At 63.9% G+C, this 20,990-nt stretch carries 22 protein-coding genes; 6 read left to right on the top strand and 16 right to left on the bottom strand.

Translation table 11 applies throughout. From position 1 onward, the window contains the following. Window positions 1–86 precede the first annotated feature (86 nt). A complete protein-coding gene (locus tag R8871_RS19395; protein ID WP_175051933.1) occupies window positions 87–1,055 on the top strand; it encodes a transcriptional regulator GcvA in 969 nt (322 codons plus the stop codon). Between the two features lie 37 nt (window positions 1,056–1,092). Here R8871_RS19395 and R8871_RS19390 read toward each other — a convergent pair whose 3' ends face one another. The 10 genes from R8871_RS19390 to R8871_RS19345 all read right to left on the bottom strand — a co-directional run bounded on the left by R8871_RS19390 (window position 1,093) and on the right by R8871_RS19345 (window position 9,869). Further along, window positions 1,093–1,362 (bottom strand): DUF493 family protein, encoded by a 270-nt coding sequence (locus R8871_RS19390; protein ID WP_175051932.1) that lies wholly within the window; start codon window positions 1,360–1,362, stop codon window positions 1,093–1,095. After that, window positions 1,334–2,290 carry a D-amino acid aminotransferase gene (locus R8871_RS19385; protein ID WP_175051931.1) on the bottom strand — a complete coding sequence of 319 codons (957 nt, stop codon included), beginning with the start codon at window positions 2,288–2,290 and terminating at the stop codon, window positions 1,334–1,336. Before R8871_RS19385 ends, R8871_RS19390 begins: the two co-directional genes overlap by 29 nt. A 13-nt stretch (window positions 2,291–2,303) precedes the next feature. Beyond that, window positions 2,304–3,533: a D-alanyl-D-alanine carboxypeptidase family protein gene (locus tag R8871_RS19380; protein WP_175051930.1), complete on the bottom strand. Its 1,230-nt coding sequence runs from the start codon at window positions 3,531–3,533 to the stop codon at window positions 2,304–2,306. Window positions 3,534–3,877: 344 nt separating this feature from the next. Beyond that, window positions 3,878–4,522 carry an alpha/beta hydrolase gene (locus tag R8871_RS19375; RefSeq protein ID WP_175051929.1) on the bottom strand — a complete coding sequence of 215 codons (645 nt, stop codon included), beginning with the start codon at window positions 4,520–4,522 and terminating at the stop codon, window positions 3,878–3,880. 8 nt (window positions 4,523–4,530) lie between these two features. Continuing rightward, complete coding sequence (locus R8871_RS19370) at window positions 4,531–4,854, bottom strand: (2Fe-2S) ferredoxin domain-containing protein (RefSeq protein ID WP_175051928.1); 324 nt, start codon at window positions 4,852–4,854, stop codon at window positions 4,531–4,533. A 153-nt stretch (window positions 4,855–5,007) separates the two neighbouring features. Then, entirely contained in the window at window positions 5,008–6,165 is a 1,158-nt protein-coding gene (locus R8871_RS19365; RefSeq protein ID WP_175051927.1) for a VanZ family protein, read from the bottom strand. A gap of 31 nt (window positions 6,166–6,196) precedes the next feature. After that, entirely contained in the window at window positions 6,197–6,823 is a 627-nt protein-coding gene (locus R8871_RS19360) for an ABC-type transport auxiliary lipoprotein family protein (RefSeq protein ID WP_175051926.1), read from the bottom strand. A gap of 34 nt (window positions 6,824–6,857) precedes the next feature. Beyond that, window positions 6,858–7,844 carry an MlaD family protein gene (locus R8871_RS19355; RefSeq protein WP_175051925.1) on the bottom strand — a complete coding sequence of 329 codons (987 nt, stop codon included), beginning with the start codon at window positions 7,842–7,844 and terminating at the stop codon, window positions 6,858–6,860. A gap of 16 nt (window positions 7,845–7,860) precedes the next feature. Beyond that, window positions 7,861–8,739, bottom strand: coding sequence for an ABC transporter ATP-binding protein (locus R8871_RS19350; RefSeq protein ID WP_175051924.1), 879 nt, complete (start codon window positions 8,737–8,739; stop codon window positions 7,861–7,863). After that, window positions 8,736–9,869 carry an MlaE family ABC transporter permease gene (locus R8871_RS19345; RefSeq protein ID WP_175051923.1) on the bottom strand — a complete coding sequence of 378 codons (1,134 nt, stop codon included), beginning with the start codon at window positions 9,867–9,869 and terminating at the stop codon, window positions 8,736–8,738. Before R8871_RS19345 ends, R8871_RS19350 begins: the two co-directional genes overlap by 4 nt. A gap of 106 nt (window positions 9,870–9,975) precedes the next feature. Between R8871_RS19345 and R8871_RS19340 the strand changes: the two genes are divergently transcribed. From R8871_RS19340 to R8871_RS19330, 3 genes are read left to right on the top strand one after another with little or no spacing between them, the layout of a single operon-like run. After that, window positions 9,976–10,881, top strand: a complete 906-nt coding sequence (locus tag R8871_RS19340) for a biotin--[acetyl-CoA-carboxylase] ligase (protein ID WP_175051922.1) — start codon at window positions 9,976–9,978, stop codon at window positions 10,879–10,881. Then, entirely contained in the window at window positions 10,878–11,693 is an 816-nt protein-coding gene (locus R8871_RS19335; protein WP_175051921.1) for a type III pantothenate kinase, read from the top strand. Before R8871_RS19340 ends, R8871_RS19335 begins: the two co-directional genes overlap by 4 nt. Before the next feature lie 53 nt (window positions 11,694–11,746). Next, window positions 11,747–11,986, top strand: a complete 240-nt coding sequence (locus R8871_RS19330) for a hypothetical protein (RefSeq protein WP_175051920.1) — start codon at window positions 11,747–11,749, stop codon at window positions 11,984–11,986. A 3-nt stretch (window positions 11,987–11,989) separates the two neighbouring features. Here R8871_RS19330 and rfaE2 read toward each other — a convergent pair whose 3' ends face one another. The 6 genes from rfaE2 to R8871_RS19300 form a co-directional block, all read right to left on the bottom strand. Next, window positions 11,990–12,472 carry a D-glycero-beta-D-manno-heptose 1-phosphate adenylyltransferase gene (gene rfaE2 / locus R8871_RS19325; protein WP_054035671.1) on the bottom strand — a complete coding sequence of 161 codons (483 nt, stop codon included), beginning with the start codon at window positions 12,470–12,472 and terminating at the stop codon, window positions 11,990–11,992. A 126-nt stretch (window positions 12,473–12,598) separates the two neighbouring features. Beyond that, complete coding sequence (locus R8871_RS19320; protein WP_175051919.1) at window positions 12,599–13,471, bottom strand: ferritin family protein; 873 nt, start codon at window positions 13,469–13,471, stop codon at window positions 12,599–12,601. 587 nt (window positions 13,472–14,058) lie between these two features. Continuing rightward, the gene (locus R8871_RS19315) at window positions 14,059–14,844 is read right to left on the bottom strand and encodes a PhaM family polyhydroxyalkanoate granule multifunctional regulatory protein (RefSeq protein ID WP_175051918.1); all 786 of its coding nucleotides are present in this window, start codon (window positions 14,842–14,844) and stop codon (window positions 14,059–14,061) included. A 195-nt stretch (window positions 14,845–15,039) separates the two neighbouring features. Then, entirely contained in the window at window positions 15,040–15,921 is an 882-nt protein-coding gene (locus tag R8871_RS19310; RefSeq protein ID WP_175051917.1) for an enoyl-CoA hydratase/isomerase family protein, read from the bottom strand. 102 nt (window positions 15,922–16,023) lie between these two features. After that, window positions 16,024–17,244: an ABC transporter substrate-binding protein gene (locus R8871_RS19305; protein ID WP_175051916.1), complete on the bottom strand. Its 1,221-nt coding sequence runs from the start codon at window positions 17,242–17,244 to the stop codon at window positions 16,024–16,026. Between the two features lie 270 nt (window positions 17,245–17,514). Continuing rightward, window positions 17,515–18,498: a fumarylacetoacetate hydrolase family protein gene (locus R8871_RS19300; protein WP_175051915.1), complete on the bottom strand. Its 984-nt coding sequence runs from the start codon at window positions 18,496–18,498 to the stop codon at window positions 17,515–17,517. 169 nt (window positions 18,499–18,667) lie between these two features. Between R8871_RS19300 and R8871_RS19295 the strand changes: the two genes are divergently transcribed. Continuing rightward, window positions 18,668–19,573, top strand: a complete 906-nt coding sequence (locus R8871_RS19295) for an IclR family transcriptional regulator (RefSeq protein WP_175051914.1) — start codon at window positions 18,668–18,670, stop codon at window positions 19,571–19,573. Between the two features lie 10 nt (window positions 19,574–19,583). Then, window positions 19,584–20,879, top strand: coding sequence for a DUF3108 domain-containing protein (locus R8871_RS19290; RefSeq protein WP_175051913.1), 1,296 nt, complete (start codon window positions 19,584–19,586; stop codon window positions 20,877–20,879). Window positions 20,880–20,990: the final 111 nt, after the last annotated feature.

Below are 20,990 nucleotides of genomic sequence, written 5' to 3'. Positions count from 1 at the left end.
AAAATTCGTTTCGTGACTACAATCCTATGCGTGACAAGGGTTTACGCAAAACGATCTATTTTCACCTCTATGTGAGAAATATTGCGATGGATCTCAGGCAATTACCCCCTCTGAACGCCATCAAGGCGTTCGAAGCAGCCGCCCGTCACGAGAGCTTCTCGCGTGCCGCCGACGAACTGTTCGTCACGCACGGCGCCGTCAGCCACCAGATTCGCGCGCTGGAGGAGGAACTGGGCATCGCACTGTTCGCCCGCGACGGCAAGCGCGTGCGGCTCACGGACACGGGCCGCCGCTATGCCACGCGCGTGCGCACCGCGTTGATGGGGCTTGCTGACGCCACCCGCGAAGTCCGCGCCGGCGACCGCGAACGGCGCCTCGTAGTGTCCATGCTGTCCTCGTTTGCGGCGCGCTGGGTGACGCCGCGCATCGGCAGCTTTATCGAGGCGCACCCCCAGTGGGACCTCGAACTGCTGTCCACCAACGCGCTGACGGACTTCGCGCGCGACGACGTCGACGTGGCGATCCGCTTCGGCTATGGCAAATATTCGGGGCTGCACGCGGAATTGCTGCTGGAGGAGATTTTCTTTCCGGCTTGCGCGCCGAATTTCAACGGCGGCAAGCTGCCGCAAACGCCGGCCGATCTGGCCAAGGTCCCGCTACTACGCTCGGACGACGAACTCTGGCGCCCGTGGTTCGACGCCGCCGGCCTCACCGACTGGCAGGAACCGAAGCGCGGCGTGCTGTATCAGGATTCGTCGAACCTATTGCAGGCGGCCATCGACGGTCAGGGGGTCGCGCTCACACGCCGTTCGCTGGCGATGCACGAGATCGCGGCAGGCCGCCTTGTGCGGCTATTCGATGTAGATGGGCCGAGCCCATGGCAGTACTACTTCATCTGCCCGCCGCAGATGCTCGAAACCGCGCGCGTCAAGGCGTTCCGGGCCTGGGTATTCGAAGAAGTGGGACGGTTCAAACAGCTTTTCGAGCAGGCTTGTGAGGTGGGCTCTGCTGCAAGCGCCGATCTGGCGGCGGACGCATTGCGCGTCACGCCGTAATCCAGGGGCATCCGTAGGCACGGATGCCTAGCCGGCCTTAAAGCACCACTTTCACCATCGGATGACCAGTAAGCGCGCGATAAATATCGTCGAGCTGCGCCTGGCTCGTCGCGCGCACCGTAACCGTCAAACCGGTGTAATTGCCGCCGCTGGACGGCCGCGTTTCCACGCGAGCGGGATCGACTTCGTTATCGAACTGCCGAACCACCGAGACAATGGTCTCGGCGAACTCGGGATGCGACTTGCCCATGATCTTGATGGGAAAATCGCACGGAAACTCAAGCAATGATTCTTTCGCGGGATTCACTTTCTACTCCTTGCTGCGCTTCTTGCGCTTCCCTGGCCTTGGCGCGCTGATAGGCCGCGTACAACGCCGCAAACACCGCGCCCGGCTTGCCGCTACCAACCGGCTGACCGTCGAGCTGCGTGACCGGCAGCACTTCCTTCGTGGCGGAACTGACCAGAATCTCGTCGGCGGCACGCAACTCGGCTTCGGCGATCTCGCGCGCTTCGAAGCGGATGCCGCATTCGCCCGTCAGCTCTTCGATCAGGCTGTAGCGAATCCCTTCGAGAATCTTGTGGCTGCGCGGCGGCGCGTACAACACGCCATCCTTCACCATCCAGATATTCGAAGACGAACCTTCGGTCAGCATGCCGTCGCGAAACTGGATCGTCTCGAACGCGTCGTTTTCAGCCGCGTACTGCGCCATCAGAACATTGCCGAGCAGCGACACCGATTTGATGTCGCAATTGAGCCAGCGACGGTCTTCCGCGGTAACGCAGCGCACGCCCTGCGCGCGCTGGGCAGCGTCCGGCAGATTCAGCGGCGTGACCATCACGAACACGGTCGGCTGAATGCCGGCCGGGAACGCGTGACCGCGTTTCGCGACGCCCCGCGTGATCTGAACGTAGGCAATCGCGTCCTGATCGGCGCGCAGGCCTGCGTCCGATTCATTGACCGCGACTACGCTGTCGATCAGCTCGCGCCAGCCGGTATCGTCGAACGGATTGACGATGCCGATCTTGTCCAGCGACCTCGCGAGACGCGCCAGATGATGCCTGAAGCGAAACGCCGTACGGCCGCTCGCATGCGGATACAAGGGGGCGACTTCGTAAATGCCGTCACCGAAAATAAAGCCGCGGTCGAGAACCGGCACGCGCGCTTCAGACAAGGGCACCAGCTCGCCGTTCAGATAAACGATCGGATCGAGCGAAACATCGGAAACAGCGGTCATCGCAATCGGGCTCTTACTTCTTCTTGTTGAACATCAGCATCAGCGAATCCCACACGCGGCCGACCACGCCGGCTTGCGGCACAGCCTGCAATGCGACGATCGGGAATTGCGCCAGCACCTTGCCGTCGGCCACGAGTTTCGCGGTGCCGACCTGCTGACCGTTCGCGATCGGTGCGATCAGCGGATCGATCTGCTCGATCTGCGGCTTCACCTTGTCGCCCATGCCCTTCGGCACGGTGATGTACTGATCGCCCTTCACGCCGATCTGCACGGTGTCCTGCGCACCCTTGTAGACGCGCGGCGTGCCCAGCACCTGGTTTGCCTTGTACAGACGCACCGTGTCGTACGCGGTGTAGCCGTAGTTCAGCATCTTCAGGCTGTCCTGCACGCGGTCGTGTTCCTTGACCTCGCCCATCATCACCGAGACGAGGCGGCGCGAACCGTCGGTCGTGCCCGGCAGCGAACGCTTCGCGCTGGCGATCAGGCAATAACCAGCAGCTTGCGTGTGACCGGTCTTCAGGCCGTCCACCGTCGGGTCGATCCACAACAGACGGTTGCGGTTCGGCTGCTTGATCTTGTTGTACGTGAATTCCTTGACCGAGAAGATGTTGTAGTAGTCGGGGAAGTCACGAATCAGGCGCGCCGACAGCACTGCGAGGTCGCCCGCCGTGGTGTAGTGCTGCGCGTCGGGCATGCCGTTCACGTCGGCAAAATGCGTGTTCTTCATGCCGAGTTTCTGCGCTTCGGTGTTCATCATGTTGACGAACTGCGCCTCGCTGCCGCCCACCAGTTCGGCCAGCGCGATCGCCGCGTCGTTACCCGACTGGATGATCATGCCGTACACCAGATCGTGCACGGTCACCGGCTTGTTGGCTTCGATGAACATGCGCGATTCGTCGGTGCGCACGCGGCGCACCGCTTCGCTCGGCATCACCGTCTGGTCCATCGTGATCTTCTTCGTCTGCAATGCTTCGAAGACGAGGTACGCGGTCATCAGCTTGGTCAGCGAGGCCGGTTCAACGCGTTCGTCTGCATTGCCCGAGGCGAGCACCTGATTGCTGGTGGCGTCGACGAGCACCCACGAGCGCGCGTTCACCGCGGGCGGCGGCACCTGCGCGAACGCCGTGCTGGCAACGAGCGTTGCCGGCAGCACGATGCCGAGGGTCACGGCACGGCCAAGCGTAGTGGGAACGAAAGAAGAAACTGACGGGAATGACGTGCGGCCGGAGGTGGAGAAACGCATAGGGTCGATTCGTGCGGAAAAATACATCGCGCGCAGGGCGCACAGATTGGAGGAGCCGGTCGGCGAGCGTCAGGCCGTAAAAACGGCGCGGCGCCCATTGGACTTCCGGCGACGCGATCGGTTCGCGCAGCACGCCTCGCATCCGGCACCGCTGCGCACGAGCAAGAAGCTACGCGTCGCGCGAACTGCCGGGTGGGCAATGCTGCGCCCAAAAAAGAGCGCTCATTATACGCGCGCTATCCTGGTATCTTTGAGCAAAGGTCGGCGATTAATTTGCGTTTGCACCTACCTGTACCCCGGAAAACACGCGCGGCGCCCTCCAAGTGCGTCCCCGAGTGCGCTCGTTAGCGCCAGGCGTCGACGATGATCCGCTTCAGGACATGCAGCTTGCGATGCAGAAAATGCTCTGCCCCCGGAATCACGACCACCGGCAATTCCTGTGGCCGCGCCCAGTCGAAAACCGACTGAATGGGAACGGTATCGTCGATTTCGCCGTGAATCACGAGCGTGTTTTCCGGTACCGGCGCGACTTCCCACCGGCTCGCCGCCGTGCCCACGAACACGATCCGCTCGATCGCCTGACCTTCTTCGCGCAGCTTTGCGGCCACGTGCGACAGCACGAAGGTGCCGAACGAAAAACCCGCCAGTACGAGGGGCAGATCGCCCTGTCCTGCCTGAGCGCGCATGTGGTCGAGCACGGCGCGCAGATCTTCGCGCTCGCCGATACCGGCGTCATGCTCGCCTTGCGTTTCGCCGACGCCCCGGAAATTCGAGCGGTACGTCACGTAGTTCAACTGCACGAGCGTGCGGGCGAGCGTCTGCGCGACCTTGTTGTCCATCGTGCCGCCGAACAGCGGATGCGGGTGCGCAACCAGCGCGATACCGCGCGGCGCAGCGCCGCTCTCACGCATCTCGTCGGGCAGATCCAGCGCGACCTCGATCTTGCCGACCGGGCCGTCGATCAGATACTTCTTCGTATGTACATTCATGGCGCGGTTTATTGATCGATTTTCAGACGCTCGACGACTTTGCCGTTCACAAGATGCGAATCGACGATTTCATCGATGTCGCTCTCGTCGACATACGTGTACCAGACGCCTTCCGGATACACGACGAGCGCCGGGCCGAGTTCGCAACGCTCGAGACAGCCGGCCTTGTTGATACGCACATGGCCCGGGCCTGCAAGGCCGAGTTGCTTCACACGCTTTTTCGCGTGTTCCTGCATCGCCTGCGCGTTGCAATTCGCGCAGCTCGGACGCTCCGCGCCGGGATCGCGCTGGTTGAGACAGAAGAAGACGTGGTACTTGTAGTAGGAATCCATGATGTCCGGAGGGGCGAAACCGTAAGAGTGGGAATGGCGCTGGAAGCGCCGCAGCGCGCCTGTTGTGCGGAAGATTATAGCGGGCGGGGCTGGCGGTCGCTGAGCGGCGGACGCACGGCCGCTCGCATGCGCCGCTCCTGCTTCATGTGCGCTTCATGCACGCTTCGTGCTCCGCTTGAGCCACACCTGTTCGACCAGATAGGCGAGCCACACCAGCGCCGCATACGGCCAGATCCACGCGATCCAGTGCGCGAGACCGTTGAAGTGCAGATACCGTCCCTGGCGCCAATCCGCCAGTACGGCATCGAAATACGGATTGACCGGCAGCAGATTGACGAACACCAGCGCGACCGTCAGCGCGCAGGCCGCGAGCGCAGCCCGCGACCTGCGCCGCAAGCGCAGCGCCAGCAGTGCGGCGACGGTGCCGCACACGAGCCCCTCCAACGCGCCGGGCGTCGCCCAGTCGAATGCAAGGCCGGATTGCGATTGCAGAAAAGTCGCGCCTGCCTTCACGCACAAGGTCATGACGATAAACACGATCAACAGGCGCACGAGCGGCGCATGGCGGCGCACCGGCAGCGACGCCAGAGCCAGTGCGGCGAACAGATTGAGCGTGGTGATGACGGCTTCCCAGGCGTCGTCAGGCAGCCAGGCGGCAACGAGCGCCGGCCACGCGCCGACGTGCCAGGCCGTCGGCGTCCACGCGAGCAAGGCGTCCTGCGTCGTTGAATCGAAACGCAGCCACAGCTCGCGCGGCCAGTTACCGAGACCGAAAAGCCGTGGCGCCGGGTACATGGTCGCAAACGGCCACAAGGCGACGAGACACGCGAGCGCCGCCGTGTCGCGCTCGAACCAGAGAAGCCGCACACGCCGCAGCAAGCCGCGATCGAGCAACGCGCCGGTGGCGGGCGACATGATCGCCGCGCCGAGCAACGCACCGAGCGCATTGGCGGCCAGGTCGAGGTTCGAGGCCACGCGCGTCGGCAGATAGGTTTGCACCGCCTCCATCACGCCCGATAGCAGCCCACCGAGCACGAAGGCCAACGCGACCGCCAGCGTGCCGCGCCAGCGCGGATACACCGCGAGCACCACCAGCGCGCCGAACGGCATATAGCCGAGCACGTTCGTGATGACGTCGAACGCCGTCAGGTACTGCGGCATGGGATCGGACAGATAGGCAAAGGGAGCCAGGCCGAGCGAGCGCCAGCCGGAAAACGGATACCACGAACCGTAGACGATCAGCGCCGTATACAGCCCCAACGCCTGCCGGGCGAGCGCCGACGGGCGGCGCTGCCAGGGCTTAACGCTCATGCAGCGCTCCGTTGCGTGCGCTGCATGCCGGTCATTGCGCGGCGACCAGCGCCTGCACGCCAAGCCATGCACTGATCTGCGCGACGAGGTCGTCGCTGGCCGCGGCGAGCGCCTGCGCGCCGCCGGCGGCGTCCGTCGAACTGGACGGTGCGCGGGCGAGGAAGGTGCGCTGGCCGATCACCTTGCCGTTTTGCGTCAACGTGGCGCGCGCGGTGACGGCGGCGTGGCTTTCCGACTGGCTATCGAAGACCTGTTCGAACTCGCTCAGATCGACCTTCAGGACCGGCGCGTGCACGCCATCGGCCCCGGTCAGCACGGTGCCACGCGAACTGAGCGCACCACGCAGACGTTGGGTCAGCAGTTGCGAGGGCGCCATGGTCCAGTGGCTATTCGCATACGACGCCGTCTGCTGCGCGTCGGCGTAGCTGAGCCGGTAAATCAGCTTGTCGGATTCAAGATTGTCGGGCGCGGTGACATCGAGCACCTTCACCGCCGGCAGCGTGCCGGCCGAGGCTGCCGGGTTCGGCGGCCCGAGGTCGTAGCGGATGTCCGAGATCGCCGCGGGGGTGCCGGCGCAGCCTGCGGCCAGCACGCCGAACGCGAGCAGCATCGCAAGCGTGGCGCCAGAGGACAACAATCGGTGGGTCAAGCGTGACATGACAATCTTCCTTCTTCAAAACCTGCAAATCATTTCATTTGGCGACGGGTGTAACCGCGGGTGCAGCAGTGCGCGCGGCGGGCCACGAGAAACCGGCTTCGCCAGGACCCGGCGCCGCGCTCGGCGCACCGAACAGCACGCTGCGCGGATTGGTGCTGAACGTGTCGGCAGCGCGGTCCACGGAACGGGCCGCCGAGCGCACGTCTTCGGCGAGCGAATTGACGCGCGGCAACGTGTCGTAACCGACGCGCGCCGACAACTCCTGGATCGAATTGTCCATCGACACCAGCGCGTCGCCCGCTTGCTGCGCCGCCGTGCCGACCTTGTTCAGGTTCGTCTCGAACGGCCCGTCCGGGCGGTTCAGACTGGTGATCAACTGATTGGTCGACGCCAGCGTGCGATCCAGTGCGTTGATCGTGGCGGGCAGCTTGCCGGCTGCCGGCGCCATCTGCTGGGTCAGCGTGGCGACGCCGTCGGCGGCCTTCTGAAGGCTCGCTGCCGTGCCCTGCAACTGGCTAACCATTTCCGGCGACAACAGATTGTCGACGTCGTCGGTGACTCTTTCGAGTTTGCGCAGCAAAACGTCGCCGCGTTGCTGCAACTGATCGAGCAAGCCCGGACGCATTGGCAATTGCGCCACCGCTTTCACCGACGACGCGAGCGGCGTCGGATCGCGCCCACTGTCATCCAGCTGGATGAAGGCGATACCCGTCACGCCCTGAAACCCGAGGCTGCCGAACGTGGAGTGCGTAATCGGCGCGTGCGTGTCGACGAGGATGCGGATCAGGATTTGCCCCGGATGATCCCGATCGAATTTGATCGACTGCACCTTGCCGACGTCAAGTCCGCGATAACGCACCGCCGCGTCGGTATACAGCCCCGTGACGTTGGTGCGCGCAATCAGATCGTACGGCACCCGCACGGAACGGTCGACGTTGAACAAAAAAGCCGCCACTGCGATCGCAGCCAGCAAGGCCACCGTGAAGATCCCTGCCCAGAAGGCATGTGATTTATTTTCCATTGTCAGGTTCCCTGGTTCACAGCGGCAATTCGGACGATGCCGATTCGAGCGCGGCGCGCGGCAATTTCGCGCGGCGTTCCGGCGGCAACGCCTGCAGCGCGCGACGCCCGCGCAGGCCGAGGAAATATTCCCGGATAAAAGGATGATCGACGCCCGCCGCCTCTTCGACCGGCGCGGCGACCAGCACCTTGCGATCCGCCAGCACGGCGACGCGGGTGGACAGCGCGATCATCGTGTCGAGATCGTGCGTGACCATCACCACTGTCAGACCAAGTGCGCGATGCAGCGCGGAAATCAGTTCGACGAATTCATCCGACGCCTGCGGATCGAGACCGGCGGTCGGTTCGTCGAGAAACAGCAATTCGGGTTCGAGCGCAATGGCGCGCGCAATGCCCACGCGCTTGATCATCCCGCCCGAAAGCGCCGACGGCATCTTCGACGCGTGCTTGCACGGCAGGCCGACCATCTCGAGCTTGAGCATCACGATGTCGCGCAGCAGGTCTTCAGGCACCTTGCCGAGTTCGCGCAAGGGCTGCGCGACGTTGTCGAACACCGAGAGCGACGAGAACAGCGCGCCGCGCTGAAACAGCATCCCGGAGCGGCTGCGCATGAGCAGCGCGTCTTCGGGCGAAATGGTGGCAATGTCCTGACCAAACAGCTTGATGGTTCCCGACGACGGCCGCTCCAGACCGAGAATCTGCCGCACCAGCGTGGTCTTGCCCGAGCCCGATCCGCCGACGATCGAGACGATCTCGCCGCGCCGCACGTCGAAATTCAGATGCTGATGCACGATGTTGCGGCCGTAGCGCTTGGTGATGTCGATCACCTCGATCACCGGCTCCGCGATCTCGGGCATCGGTTGGCCGCGTACGGCCTGGGTGAGTGGCGCGATCATCCTAGCCCCACGTTCTGGAAGAGGATCGCGAACACCGCGTCCGCGAGAATCACGATGGTGATCGAGGTCACCACCGAGGTCGTCGTGCCTTCGCCGAGGCTTTGCGAATTGGCCTTGATACGGAAGCCGAAGTGACAGCCGACTATCGCGATCAGCATGCCGAACGCAACGCCCTTGCCAAGACCGATCCACAAGTTCGCAACCGGCACCACGCTCGGCAAGGCACGCGCGAAATAGCCCATGTCGATGCCAAGGACGATCTTCGCGGCGAGCGCGCCGCCCGTCAACGCGATGATGTTAGTCCACATCACGAGAAGCGGCATGGCCACACCGAGCGCGACAACGCGCGGCAAAATCAATCGCAGGCCGTGCGGGATGCCCATCACACGCATCGCGTCGAGCTCTTCGGTGACGCGCATCACGCCGATCTGCGCGGTAATCGCCGAGCCCGAACGCCCCGCCACCAGAATCGCCGACAGCACCGGCCCCAGTTCGCGAATCACCGACAGTCCAAGAATATTGACGATGTACTGATTCGCGCCAAACAGCCGCAGTTGCTGCGCGGACAGATAGCTCAGCACGATGCCGATCAGGAACGCGACCAGCGCAGTGATTGGCAACGCCTTGGTGCCGGCGTTATAGATGTTCGCGGAGATCTCGGTCCACGGCGTGATCTTCGGTTTGCGCGCGATTGCGAGAAGATCGAGCACGACCTGGCCGAGCATGCCGAATCCGCCGTAAAGATGCTCGAAGAACGAGAAGATCGAAAGACCCAGCCGGGTGAACGGATCGAACTTGACCACCGGCTCGACCTTTTCGCGCGCCGTGTCGAGCAGTGCGATGCGCTCGAAAATGTCGCGTTGTGTATCGGTGAGCGTGGTGTCCGGGGGCATCTTGTGGCCCCACACGCGCCACAGCGCCTGACCGCCGACGTGGTCCATCCGGTCGATACGCGACAGATCCCACTGGCGGATGCCTTCGGCGCCGACCAGCGAGCGCAACAAAGGAATCACGTGACCAGTGGCCTTGTCGCGTGCGAGCGCGAGCGCCGTCCACTGGCCCGAGAGCCGGACGATCTTGCCTTGGCTGCCGGCCGCGACTTCAAGGCCGGGCGGAGTGTCGTAGTTCAAGGATCGCTGGAATCTGGTTATCGGATTAGGGGTCATTGTAACGAAGGCGCGGCGCTTGAACCGTGCTCACGGACTCCAGGCGTTCGCAGTGGCTACAATATGAGACATGAACGCCTCCAAGACCCCACCCCAAGCCGCTTCGGCCTCCGACTGGCGCATCGACCGCGAGCGCGCCGTCGCGCTATTCGGTGCGCATGCGCACGACTGGCCGATCGAAATCGTCGAGGAAACGGGCTCGACCAACGCCGACCTGATGACGCGCGTCAAGGCATTGCCGCGCAAGGCCGGCGCGCTGCCGCGGCCGATCGTGCGGGTCGCGTATCTGCAAACCGCGGGCCGCGGCCGGCGTGGCCGACCATGGTATGCGGAACCGGGCAATGCGCTGTTGTTTTCCGTGGCGTGCGTGCTGCCGCGTCCGCTCGAAGGACTGGCGGGCTTGAGTCTCGCGGTGGGCGTGGCGCTGGTGGACGGCCTGCGCTCGTTGCCGGTCGCGGGCCCGGGGCAGATTGCGCTGAAGTGGCCCAACGACGTGCTGCTCGAAGGCGACAAGCTGGCCGGCATTCTGATCGAAACAGCCTGGAGCACGGACGAGGCGAGCGCTGTCGTGATCGGTATCGGCACCAATGTGAAGGGTGCGGACGAGCTCGCCGCCAAGGTCGGCGCGCTTAACGCGAACGTACCGGCGCAAGCGCGCGGCACTACACCGACCGCATTGCAACGCGCACTGCCGAATGCAAACCTCACCGATACGCTGGCGGCGGAACTGAACGCGCTCGAACCCGCGCTGCAGCGCTTCGGTGCGGAGGGTTTCGCGCCGTTCCAGGCACGCTGGAACGCCGTGCACGCCTACGCAGGCCGCGAAGTCGTGCTGCTGGAGCAAGGTAAAGAACTGGCGCGCGGCGTGGCCGCGGGCGTCGACGAACGCGGACAACTGCTGCTCAACACGGCAGCCGGACGTTTGAGCGTCGCAACCGGTGACGTCTCGCTGCGTCTGGCCGACGATACGGCATGACGAGCGGCGCGCCTTATCTGTTGATCGACGCCGGCAACAGTCGCGTCAAGTGGGCGCTGGTGCAGCCGGACGGTACGCAAATCGCAGCCGGCGCGCTGGCGCACGGCGGATCTGACCAGCCTGACTGGTCGACGTTGCCGACGCCGGGCGCCGCATGGTTATCCAACGTGGCGGGCGAAAGCGTCGCGGCACGGATCGCCGCGCTTCTCGACGCTCACTGGCCGCAACTGCCGCGCACGACGATCCGCGCCTCTGCGCACCAATGCGGCGTGACCAATAGCTATACGACGCCGCATGCACTCGGCAGCGATCGCTGGGCGGGCCTGATTGGCGCGCACGCGGCGTTTCCCGGCGAGAATCTGCTCATCGCGACGTTCGGCACGGCGACTACGCTCGAAGCGTTGCGTGCGGACGGCCGCTTTGTCGGCGGTCTGATTGCGCCGGGTTGGACTTTGATGATGCGCTCGCTCGGCGAGCACACGGCGCAACTGCCGACGCTCGACGCCCACGCCGCGCGCGGCTTGCTCGATGCGGACGCCCCGTCTGAGCGCGAGCGCCGCGGCCCGTTCTTCGCGACGGACACGCCGCGCTCGTTGTCAGCCGGATGCACGTTGGCTCAAGCCGGTCTGATCGAGCGCATGTGGCGTGACTTGCAGGACGAATGGCAGGTGCCGGTGCGCCTGGTGGTAAGCGGCGGCGCCGTGGACGAAGTGACAAGTGCGCTAAAAGTGCCGCATACTCGCCACGATTCGCTGGTGCTGTCGGGGCTTGCGCTGATTGCTGCTGAGCACGCGATAGAACGCGACGCCTGAGCCGCAGCCTTCCGGACAACGGCGGCTGAACTTATTAACGGGGAATACTAACGATGCTGCGCTGGCTGATCGCCATCCTGTTTCTTGCCAATATGCTGGCATTCGTCGCGATGCGCGGCGTATTCGGCCCGACGCCCACAGCCGGCGGCCGCGAGCCGAACCACCTGAACCGCCAGCTCCATGCGGACTGGTTGAAGGTGCAACCCGTCACGGCAGCCGAAGCCGCAGACCAGGCCGTGGTAGGCGGCCCGGCGCCGGCGGCGCCGATCGCGGCGTCGGCGCTTCCGCAGTAAAGCTCACCCTTGCGCGCGAACCTTCTTCAATAACGCGGTAGTCGAGCGCTCATGCTCGAACGGAATCGCCAAAGCCTTGCCGCCCCAGCCCCGCACAATGGCCGACTCCGGCAAAACATCCATGTCGTAGTCGCCGCCTTTGACAAGCACATCCGGCCGCAGCGCCGAAATCAGCTCCACGGGCGTCTTCTCGCCAAAGCAAACCACGTAATCGACGCTCTCCAGCGCCGCCAGCAAAGCCATCCGGTCAGCCTCGTTATTGATCGGCCGGTCATCGCCTTTGCCTAGCATGCGTACAGATGCATCGCTATTGACACCGACAATCAGACAAGCGCCGAGCGCTTTGGCGTCGGCCAGATACGTCACATGCCCACGATGCAGGATGTCGAACACACCGTTGGTAAATACAACCGGTGCGGACATCGAAGCGCGCAGCTTCACCAGCGCATCGCGCGTAAAAATCTTGCGTTCAAAAGTGGCGGCCATGACGGAGTCGCAAATAAAAAAGAAGTGCCGCCACGATACACGCCGGACGGCATGAAGCAAAACGGCCCAGCAAGCTCACGCCTGCCGGGCCGTTCCTGAAACGTTAAAACCGCGAACCTGAACCCATCAAGCCGGCTGTTCAGCCGCTTTCTGATCGGCCTGCAAGCGCAGGACGACTTCCTTGCGATAACGGTTCAATTCCTGCGCGGTGTTGAACGTGCGCTCAAACAGAATCGACAGGTTGTGCAGAATCCGCTCGACCACCTTCTTTTCCCAGCCGTCGTCAAAACGGATCTGTTCGTCGAGCCAGCGTTCAAGCCATTCCGGATCCGGCAGACGCGATTGAATCGTGTCGCGCGGGAACAGCGCCTGATTCACGTGCAGGTTGGTCGGATGCAGCGGCTTTTCCGTGCGGCGTGCCGATGCCATCAGGACGCCGATCTTGGCGAACGCAGCACGCGCGATGTCGCCGGTTTGCACCATCGCTTTCTTCATGTAGCGCAGGTACGCGCCGCCATGACGCGCTTCGTCGCGCGAGATGGTTTCGTAGATGGCCTTGATGACCGGCTCGGTGTGCCATTCGGCAGCACGGCGATACCAGTGGTTCAGGCGGATTTCGCCGCAGAAGTGCAGCATCAGCGTTTCGAGCGGCGGCGCCGGATCGAATTCGAAACGCACGGCGTGCAGTTCTTCTTCGGTCGGGCACATTTCCGGCTTGAAACGGCGCAGATACTCCATCAGCACCAGCGAATGCTTCTGTTCTTCGAAGAACCACACGCTCATGAACGCGGAAAAATCGCTGTCGTGATGGTTGTCACGGAGGAACATTTCCGTGGCGGGCAACGCCGACCATTCGGTGATCGCGTTCATCTTGATCGTCGCTGCCTGCTCGTCGGTCAATAGCGATGCATCGAACTTGTCCCAGGGAATGTCTTTCTCCATGTCCCATCGAACGGATTCGAGCGATTTGTAAAGTTCCGGATAAAGCATGGTGTTCATAGTCCCACCCCTGTTCTGCGCATACTGTCTGTGTCTGTAACTACTACGTGTAGCACTTTTGCTTATGACGAACGAAACGCACCGTTTTGTGCACCGTTTATCGGCCAAGCATTCAATTTTACGCGGTAATCGGCCGCCTAGATGCACCGGGCAGCAAAGAAGTCCGGCGTTTGCGCGGCGCGGCTAACCAGAAGTTACGCGCTGCGCGGCCAACCGTGGGTGAGGGATACCCTATGCCTGAGGTCGAGCCAGTCTGCGATGAATCCGCACCGTCCAGCTCTGCGCCGGTGGTACCGGCGGCGAATGGCGCAAGGACGGGTCGCATGGGTTGTTTTCAGCGCACGCCCAAAAGCCAAATGAAGCTTACACAATGATAGCACGCTGACTTTACGGTTCCCGTGCCCTGGCAGACGCAATTCCCGCGCCTGATTGACTTCTCTCAATAAATGGCCCGATTCACGGAGTGTGGCCGACGATCGGGGTCAAAACCATGACAGGCGGCGAATTCCCTTTGCTGGAGCCGCCGGTCGGGCCGGCTGTGCACGCTGTCGGCGCACAGGTCGCGCCGACCGGTTTCATTCCTGTCGTCAAACATCCTTTTTCGTTGCGCGGGGAGCGGTGCTCGCACTGCCTGCCCGCTTCGCGGCCGTTGAAGCCGACGGCGCTGCCCGTTTCGCTGCAGGCCGTTTGGCTGCGGTCCCCTCCGGCACGTCAGCCGCTTCGCCTGCGGATGCTGAAGCGCTCGCCACGCTTTCAGGCGAGTCCGTTGCCGAGCCGTCCGATGCGGCCGCACCTGGCTGCGTCATCGCAAACTGGGCGATCTGATTGAACTGCGATTGCAGCAGATTCCACCAGCCGGAGGCGTCGAACGGCGGCGCCGCAGCGGCCTCGCCTTCTTCGGGTGCCGGGTCGGACGCGGCCGATGGGCTTGCACTGGCCGAAGCCGAAGCCGCAGAGGCTTCCGGGTGCGGCCAGCCGGTCGGAGACGGACTCGGCGCGGCAGCCGCGGAAGCCGGCTGCGCCATCGACGACTGCGCGAACGCACCAAACGCACGCAGCGTCGCGAGCGTGGCACGCTGCACTTCGAGCGCCTGAATGGCGGACTGCAGCATGTTCAGATTCAGCTTGAGCCACTGCTCGACCGCGCGCATATCGGTGATGCGCTTATCGAGTTCTTCGACGTTGGTGAGCGGCGCCATCATGTCGGACATCATCGACAGCGACGGCCCAAGGTTGCTGCCAGGCTGCGCGCCCGAAAACGCCGAACCGAACGGCGAGAGACGCATCATGCCCCACATGCGTTCGAGCATTTCAGCGGGCGGAAAACCAGGAAAGCCGGGAAAGGGCGGCGTGGTGCCAGATGTATCAGTCATGCTTGTCGCCTCGCTGCATAAAGGGAAGGAAATAGCGCCGTCCCGCGCGCGTCTGATTCGAATTCGATCATACCGCGCGTGGTGCTGCGAATCGCGCTTAGTTTGGGCTGCGGTTTGCCCCATGTTTGCCCCGCTCGCGCAGCACCTCAAGTGCCGACCGGCGGGGCGTTGCGCAATGTGAGCCGGCCTCCGGCTTCAGGAGCGCCCACCGCCCGGCGTCTGCCGAGGCGGCCCATTCCACGGGTCCGCGCCGCCAAAATCCGGGGCACGCCGCTCGCGCAGCGAGCTCACGCCTTCGCGCACATCCGGTCCGGCGAAGCCCATGAATTCCAGTGCCAGTGATGTATCGAACGCCGGCCCCGCCGAACGCAGCCAGTTGTTCAGCGCGTACTTGGTCCAGCGAATCGCCGTTTGCGAGCCGTGCGCCAGTTTCTGCGCGACTTCAAACGCTTTGGGCCGCAGATCGTTTTCGTCGACGGCGAGCGACACGAGACCAATCCGCTCAGCTTCCTCGCCGCTCACCGGCTCGCAAAGCAGCAGGTAGTACTTGGCCTTGGCCATGCCGCACAGGAGTGGCCAGACGATGGCCGCGTGATCGCCGGCGGCCACGCCCAAACGCGTATGGCCGTCGATAATGCGCGCCGACTTCGTCGCAATCGAGATATCGGCGAGCAGCCCGGCCACGAGTCCCGCGCCGACCGCCGGGCCGTGCATTGCCGAAACGATAGGCTTGCTGCAGTTGATCACGTTGTAGACGAGATCGCGCGCCTCGCGCCACACGCGGGCGCGGACGTCGAAATCGGTCGCCATGTCTTCAACCAGTTGCAGGTCGCCGCCGGCCGAAAAGCCCTTGCCCTCGCCGCGAATGATCGCGACGCGCGTGTCGGGATCCCGGTCGATATCACGCCAGATTTCGGCGAGTTCGAAGTGCATCCGCGCATTAGCGGTGGCGAGGCCGCTCTTGTTGGCGCCCTCGCCGCTCATCACGACTTCGAGCACGCCATGCGGATGGCGGTGCAATTGCAGCGAGTGGTAGTGCGCGTAAAACGCGTCGTTACTGTGTGGTGCCTGAGACATGATGAGCAATCCGTCTATCGGTATGTCGGTTGAAACCGTCGCCCCAAGCTAAGGGCACATTCGCCATATTCCGCGCTAGTCCCGCGCAAACCCAGCAAAATTTCAATGCGGCTGATAAACCCACTTCGCATTCTTGATTTCGACCATCACGCGTGCCCGTTGATCGAGTCCGAGGTGATCCGTGGCGCTCATGTTGACCACGCCGTTGGTGTCCGCAAGAGCACGTGTCGCTTCCAGCGCATCACGTAAAGCACCGCGAAATTCCGGCGTGCCGGGCGCGGCCACCTTGAGCGCGATCGGCACCGCGTTGCTGAGCAGCATGCCGGCGTCCCAGGTGTACGAGCCGAACGCCGACACGCTGCCCGGTCCGCGCAATGCCTCGAAGCGCGCGATGTAGTCGAGCGCGAGACGTTTGGCGGGATGGTCCGCCGGCAATTGCGCAGCGACCAGCACCGGGCTCGCGGGCAGGAACGTGCCGTTGCAGTCGGCGCCGCACACCCGCAGGAAGTCGTTATTGCCGACGCCATGATTGTGATAGATCAGCCCTTTGTAGCCGCGTTCCCTGAGGGTCTTCGGCGGCAGCGCGGCGGGCGTGCCGGCCGCGCCGACCACCACCGCATCCGGATGAGTCGCGAGAATCTTCAGAACCTGGCCGGTCACACTCGGATCGGTGCGATTGAAGCGCTCGCTCGCCACCACGTTGATGTGGTGCAGTTGCGCGAACTTCGCGACTTCGGTGTAAAAGGTTTCGCCGAGCGCGTCGGCCTGCCCGATGAACGCGATCGTTTTGACGCCGTGCGTACTGGCGTGCTCGGCAATCGCCGAGGCCATCATCGCGTCGGTCTGCGGAGTCTTGAATACCCAGTGGCGTTTTGCATCCACCGGTTCGATGATTTTCGCCGACGAGGCCAGCGAGATCATCGGCGTTTCGCCATCGGCAACCACGTCGATCATCGCGAGCGAATTCGGTGTGATCGACGAACCGATAATCGCGTCGACGTGATTTTCGGAGATCAACTTCTTGGTGTCCTGCACGGCCTGCGTGGTGTCGGACGCGTCGTCGAGCACGATGTATTCGACGCTCTGCCCGCCGATCTGCCTGGGCAGCAGTGTGACTGTGTCGCGCGCGGGAATGCCGAGCGACGCGGCGGGCCCGGTCAGCGAGAGCACGAGGCCGATCTTCACCTGCGCGAGCGCGATGGTGGGCAGCGCGGCACACAGCGCGGCGGCAAGAAGGGCGAGCCCGCGGCACGATGGTGTTGCGCGTACGCTCGCTGTGCGCGTGCCCAGGATTGCTCGTTCGGTGGTTTCAAATCGCGGCATGCTGTCTCCTCACCTCGGTTTTTCGTTTTGATGTATCGCCGGTGTGCTGCTTGAGTGCTGCTTGAGTGTTACTTATGTGTTGCTTGTGTCCTGCTCACGTGCGGCTTCGCGTTGGTTTCGCGATCAACGGACAGCCGCTATCCCGGGGCCGCCGCCGCGCCAGTCAGTGTAGCGGCGCCTCGTGACGGCGGCATCGGGCGAAACCCTTTCGTAAGCGACGAAGCGCTCACGGCGCTCCCCTGATGCCACGGTCCGCACCAACCCGGCGCATCAATCCAGCGGCGCAATGCCCTGGTCGATTGAACCGAAAATCGACTTGCCCGCATCGTCGAACATCTCGATCTTCACGGTATCGCCGAACTTCATAAACTCGGTTTGCGGCGCACCGTGCTCGATGGTCTCGAGGCAGCGCTTCTCAGCGATACAGCAATAGCCGCGCTTCGCGTCCTTGTTCGACACCGTGCCCGAGCCGACAATCGCACCGGCGCGCAGGTTGCGCGTTTTCGCCGCGTGCGAAATCAGTTGGCCGAAGTGGAACACCATGTCGGTGCCGGCATCGGGTTGGCCGACCTTCCTGTTGTTCCAGTGGACAATCATCGGCCGGTGCAGGCGCCCTTCGCACCAGCTCTCGCCGAGTTCATCGGGCGTCACGGCAACCGGCGCGAACGACGTGGCCGGCTTGCTCTGGAAAAAGCCGAAGCCCTTTGCGAGCTCAGCGGGGATCAGATTGCGCAGCGAGACGTCGTTGACGAGCGTCACCAGACGTACGCTCCTGAGCGCCTGGTCGGGCGTGGCGCCCATCGGCACATCGGTGGTGATCACGGCGACTTCCGCTTCGAAGTCGATGCCGAATTCTTCGGAGGCGCACAGCACATCGTCTTTCGGGCCGATGAAGTCATCGCTGCCGCCCTGGTACATCAGCGGATCAGTCCAGAATTCCGGCGGCATTTCCGCGCCACGCGCGCGGCGCACCAGCTCCACATGATTCACGTACGACGAACCGTCGGCCCACTGGAACGCGCGCGGCAGCGGCGCCATGCATTCTTTGGCGTCGAACGGGAAGGTGTTGCGCGCGCGGCCCTGGTTGAGCGCGTCGTACAGGTCCTGCAATTGCGGCGCATAGAAGGCCCAGTCGTCGAGCACGCGCTGCATGGTGGGCGCGATCGCGTCGGCGACGGCCGCGGTGTGCAGGTCGCGGGACACGACGATCAGTTGACCGTCGCGCGTGCCGTCCTTCAGCGTGGCAAGTTTCATAGGGGAGTGAACCGTTAGTGACGATAGAAGGAATCTATTCTACGATGGTGAATCGGCGCGGCCCAAGTGCCGTCGCCCGGCGGCGGTTTGCGCAAGGTGGCGGCACGGTCGTCGGACCCGGCTCAACGCCTCTCTCACTGTCTTTGAACGCGCTCCATGCGCCTCGCTCATGCCTCCAATTGCCCGCTCCGGCGCGATCCGTACCGATACCGACTCCGCTGAACCGCAGGAACCACGGGAACCGCTCGACGCGCCCGAATCCGACGACGAAAGCATCGAGGCCGGCGAGGAAAAGCTGCGCTCCGGCATCCAGTCGATCGAAGTCGGTTTCAGGTTGCTCGAGGTGCTGACGCACGAACCGCGCGCGATGATGCTGCGCGATCTGGCGCAGCGTGCCGGCATGAGCCCGGCGAAAGCGCACCGCTATCTGGTGAGCTTCCTGCGCCTCGGCGTAGTGGCGCAGGATCCGCTGTCGGGCCGCTACGAACTGGGCGGCTTCGCGTTGCAATTGGGGCTCGCGCGGCTTGCCCGCGTCGACGGCGTGAAGCTCGCACGCATTGCGCTCGCCGAACTGCGCGACCAGCTCGATCTGACGGTGGGCATCGCCGTGTGGGGCAATCAGGGGCCGACGATGGTCCACTGGATGGAATCGAGCCACCCGGCCAAGGCGTCGCTCAAGCTCGGCGACGTGATGCCGCTGCTCAGCTCCGCCACCGGCCTGCTGTTTGCCGCCTATCTGCCGTCCAGCAAGACCGCCGCGATGCTGGAGCGCGAACTGGCCGATTCGCGCCGCTCGTCGCATATGGGCGGCCCGCGCACGCGGGACGAGGTCGAGCGGGTGCTGGCCGAGGTGCGGCAGCACGAAGCCGCGCGTGTGGAAGGCATGTTGCTGCCGACCATCCACGCGTTCTGCATGCCGGTCTTCGACTCGACCGGCGATCTTGCGCTGGGCCTGGTCGCACTCGGCCACGAAGGCGCATTCGATATCCGCTGGGGCGGCGAGATCGATATGGCGCTGCGCGAATGTGCGCAAAAGCTCTCGTATGAGCTCGGGTATAGTGCGGCGCCACGCTGACGATTCGCCTATGTCCACACCTTCCACCGCACAACGCACTGATCGCACGCCGCCCGTCGGGTCGCGCGCCGGTTTGCGGATCGGGCGATGGCTTGCGGTTCTGCTGGCAGTGGCCGTCCTGCACTGGATCGCGGCGCAATGGGTCGAGCGCAACCGCGCGTCGCTGAATCCATCAGACAACGAACATGTCCCGGTGCAGGTTGCACTGCTGACACCCGAGCGTATCGAACGAAAACCCGCTACCGACGCGCAGCAAGCGGCAACGCCTGCGCCGGCGCGCAAGGCCGTTGCAAGCAAGCCGCGCGAACACGTGTTGACGGCGACGCAACCGGCAAAGCAGGCGCCCGCGGTCGCGGCCGCATCCGATGCCGCGGCGAGCGCACCGGCTGCGGCGAGTCAATCCGATGCCAACGCCAAGGCGGGCGCAACCGCCGCCGGCACGGCCAGCGCCCCTGCAGCCGCGAGCGCGCCTCAAGCTGCCACGGGTGTGAAGTTCTCCGTTCCGCCGTCCGGCGAACTGCAGTACGACACGTTCTACAACGGCGTGCGCAATCAGCCGGGCACCATCCACTGGACCAGCAACGCACAGAGTTATGAAATGGTCGTCTCCGTGCCGTTGCCGTTCGTCGGCACGTTCGTGTATTCGAGCCATGGCCGCATCGACGCATTCGGCCTCGCGCCGGATCAGTACATCGAAAAGCGCGGCCGTCGTCCGGAAGACGTGGCGATCTTCAATCGCATCGACAAAAACATCGCTTTCACGCGTACCCCAACCACGCTGCCGCTGCCCGACGGCGCGCAGGACCGTTTCAGCATGGTCATGCAACTCGCCAGCCTCGTGCGCGGCGACCCGGCCGCCTATAAGCCGGGCGTGACGCGGCAATTCTTCGTGGTCGACAACAACAGCGGCGAGAACTGGCCAGTCGAAACAATCGGCGACGAAACCATCCGCACCGCGCAGGGCTACCTCGAGACGCGCCACTTCAAGCGTTTGCCTCGTCATGACGGGGATCTGCGCCGCATCGACGTTTGGCTCGCGCCGTCGCTTGGCTGGCTGCCCGCGCGAATCATGCAGACCGAACCGAATGGCACGCAATTCGAACTGGTGTGGCGCGGCAAGCTCAATGCAGACGAGACGGGCAGTCAGGGCGGCAGCGTTGACGGCACGAGTGGTTCCAATGGCGCCGGCAATCCTTCACCTGACAATTCGGCAAACCAGTCGCCCGCCAACTCACCGCCACTAACGCCGGAAACTACCCCCGCAGTCGATTCGACCGTGCCTGGCAACTCGCCCGAAAAACCCTGAACCCGAGCAGGGTCTCGAACAGATCGCTGAAACTTCCGCGACGCAACTCACTCGCACGATGAACTGCAACCGTTCGCGCGGCCGTCACGTAGGTATAGTGAAGGCGGAAGA

Source organism: Paraburkholderia sediminicola (assembly GCF_902859805.1).
GTDB classification, from domain to species: domain Bacteria; phylum Pseudomonadota; class Gammaproteobacteria; order Burkholderiales; family Burkholderiaceae; genus Paraburkholderia; species Paraburkholderia sediminicola.
The sequence above is the reverse complement of the archived record's forward strand: the minus strand, read 5'-3'. Positions and strand labels throughout refer to the sequence as shown.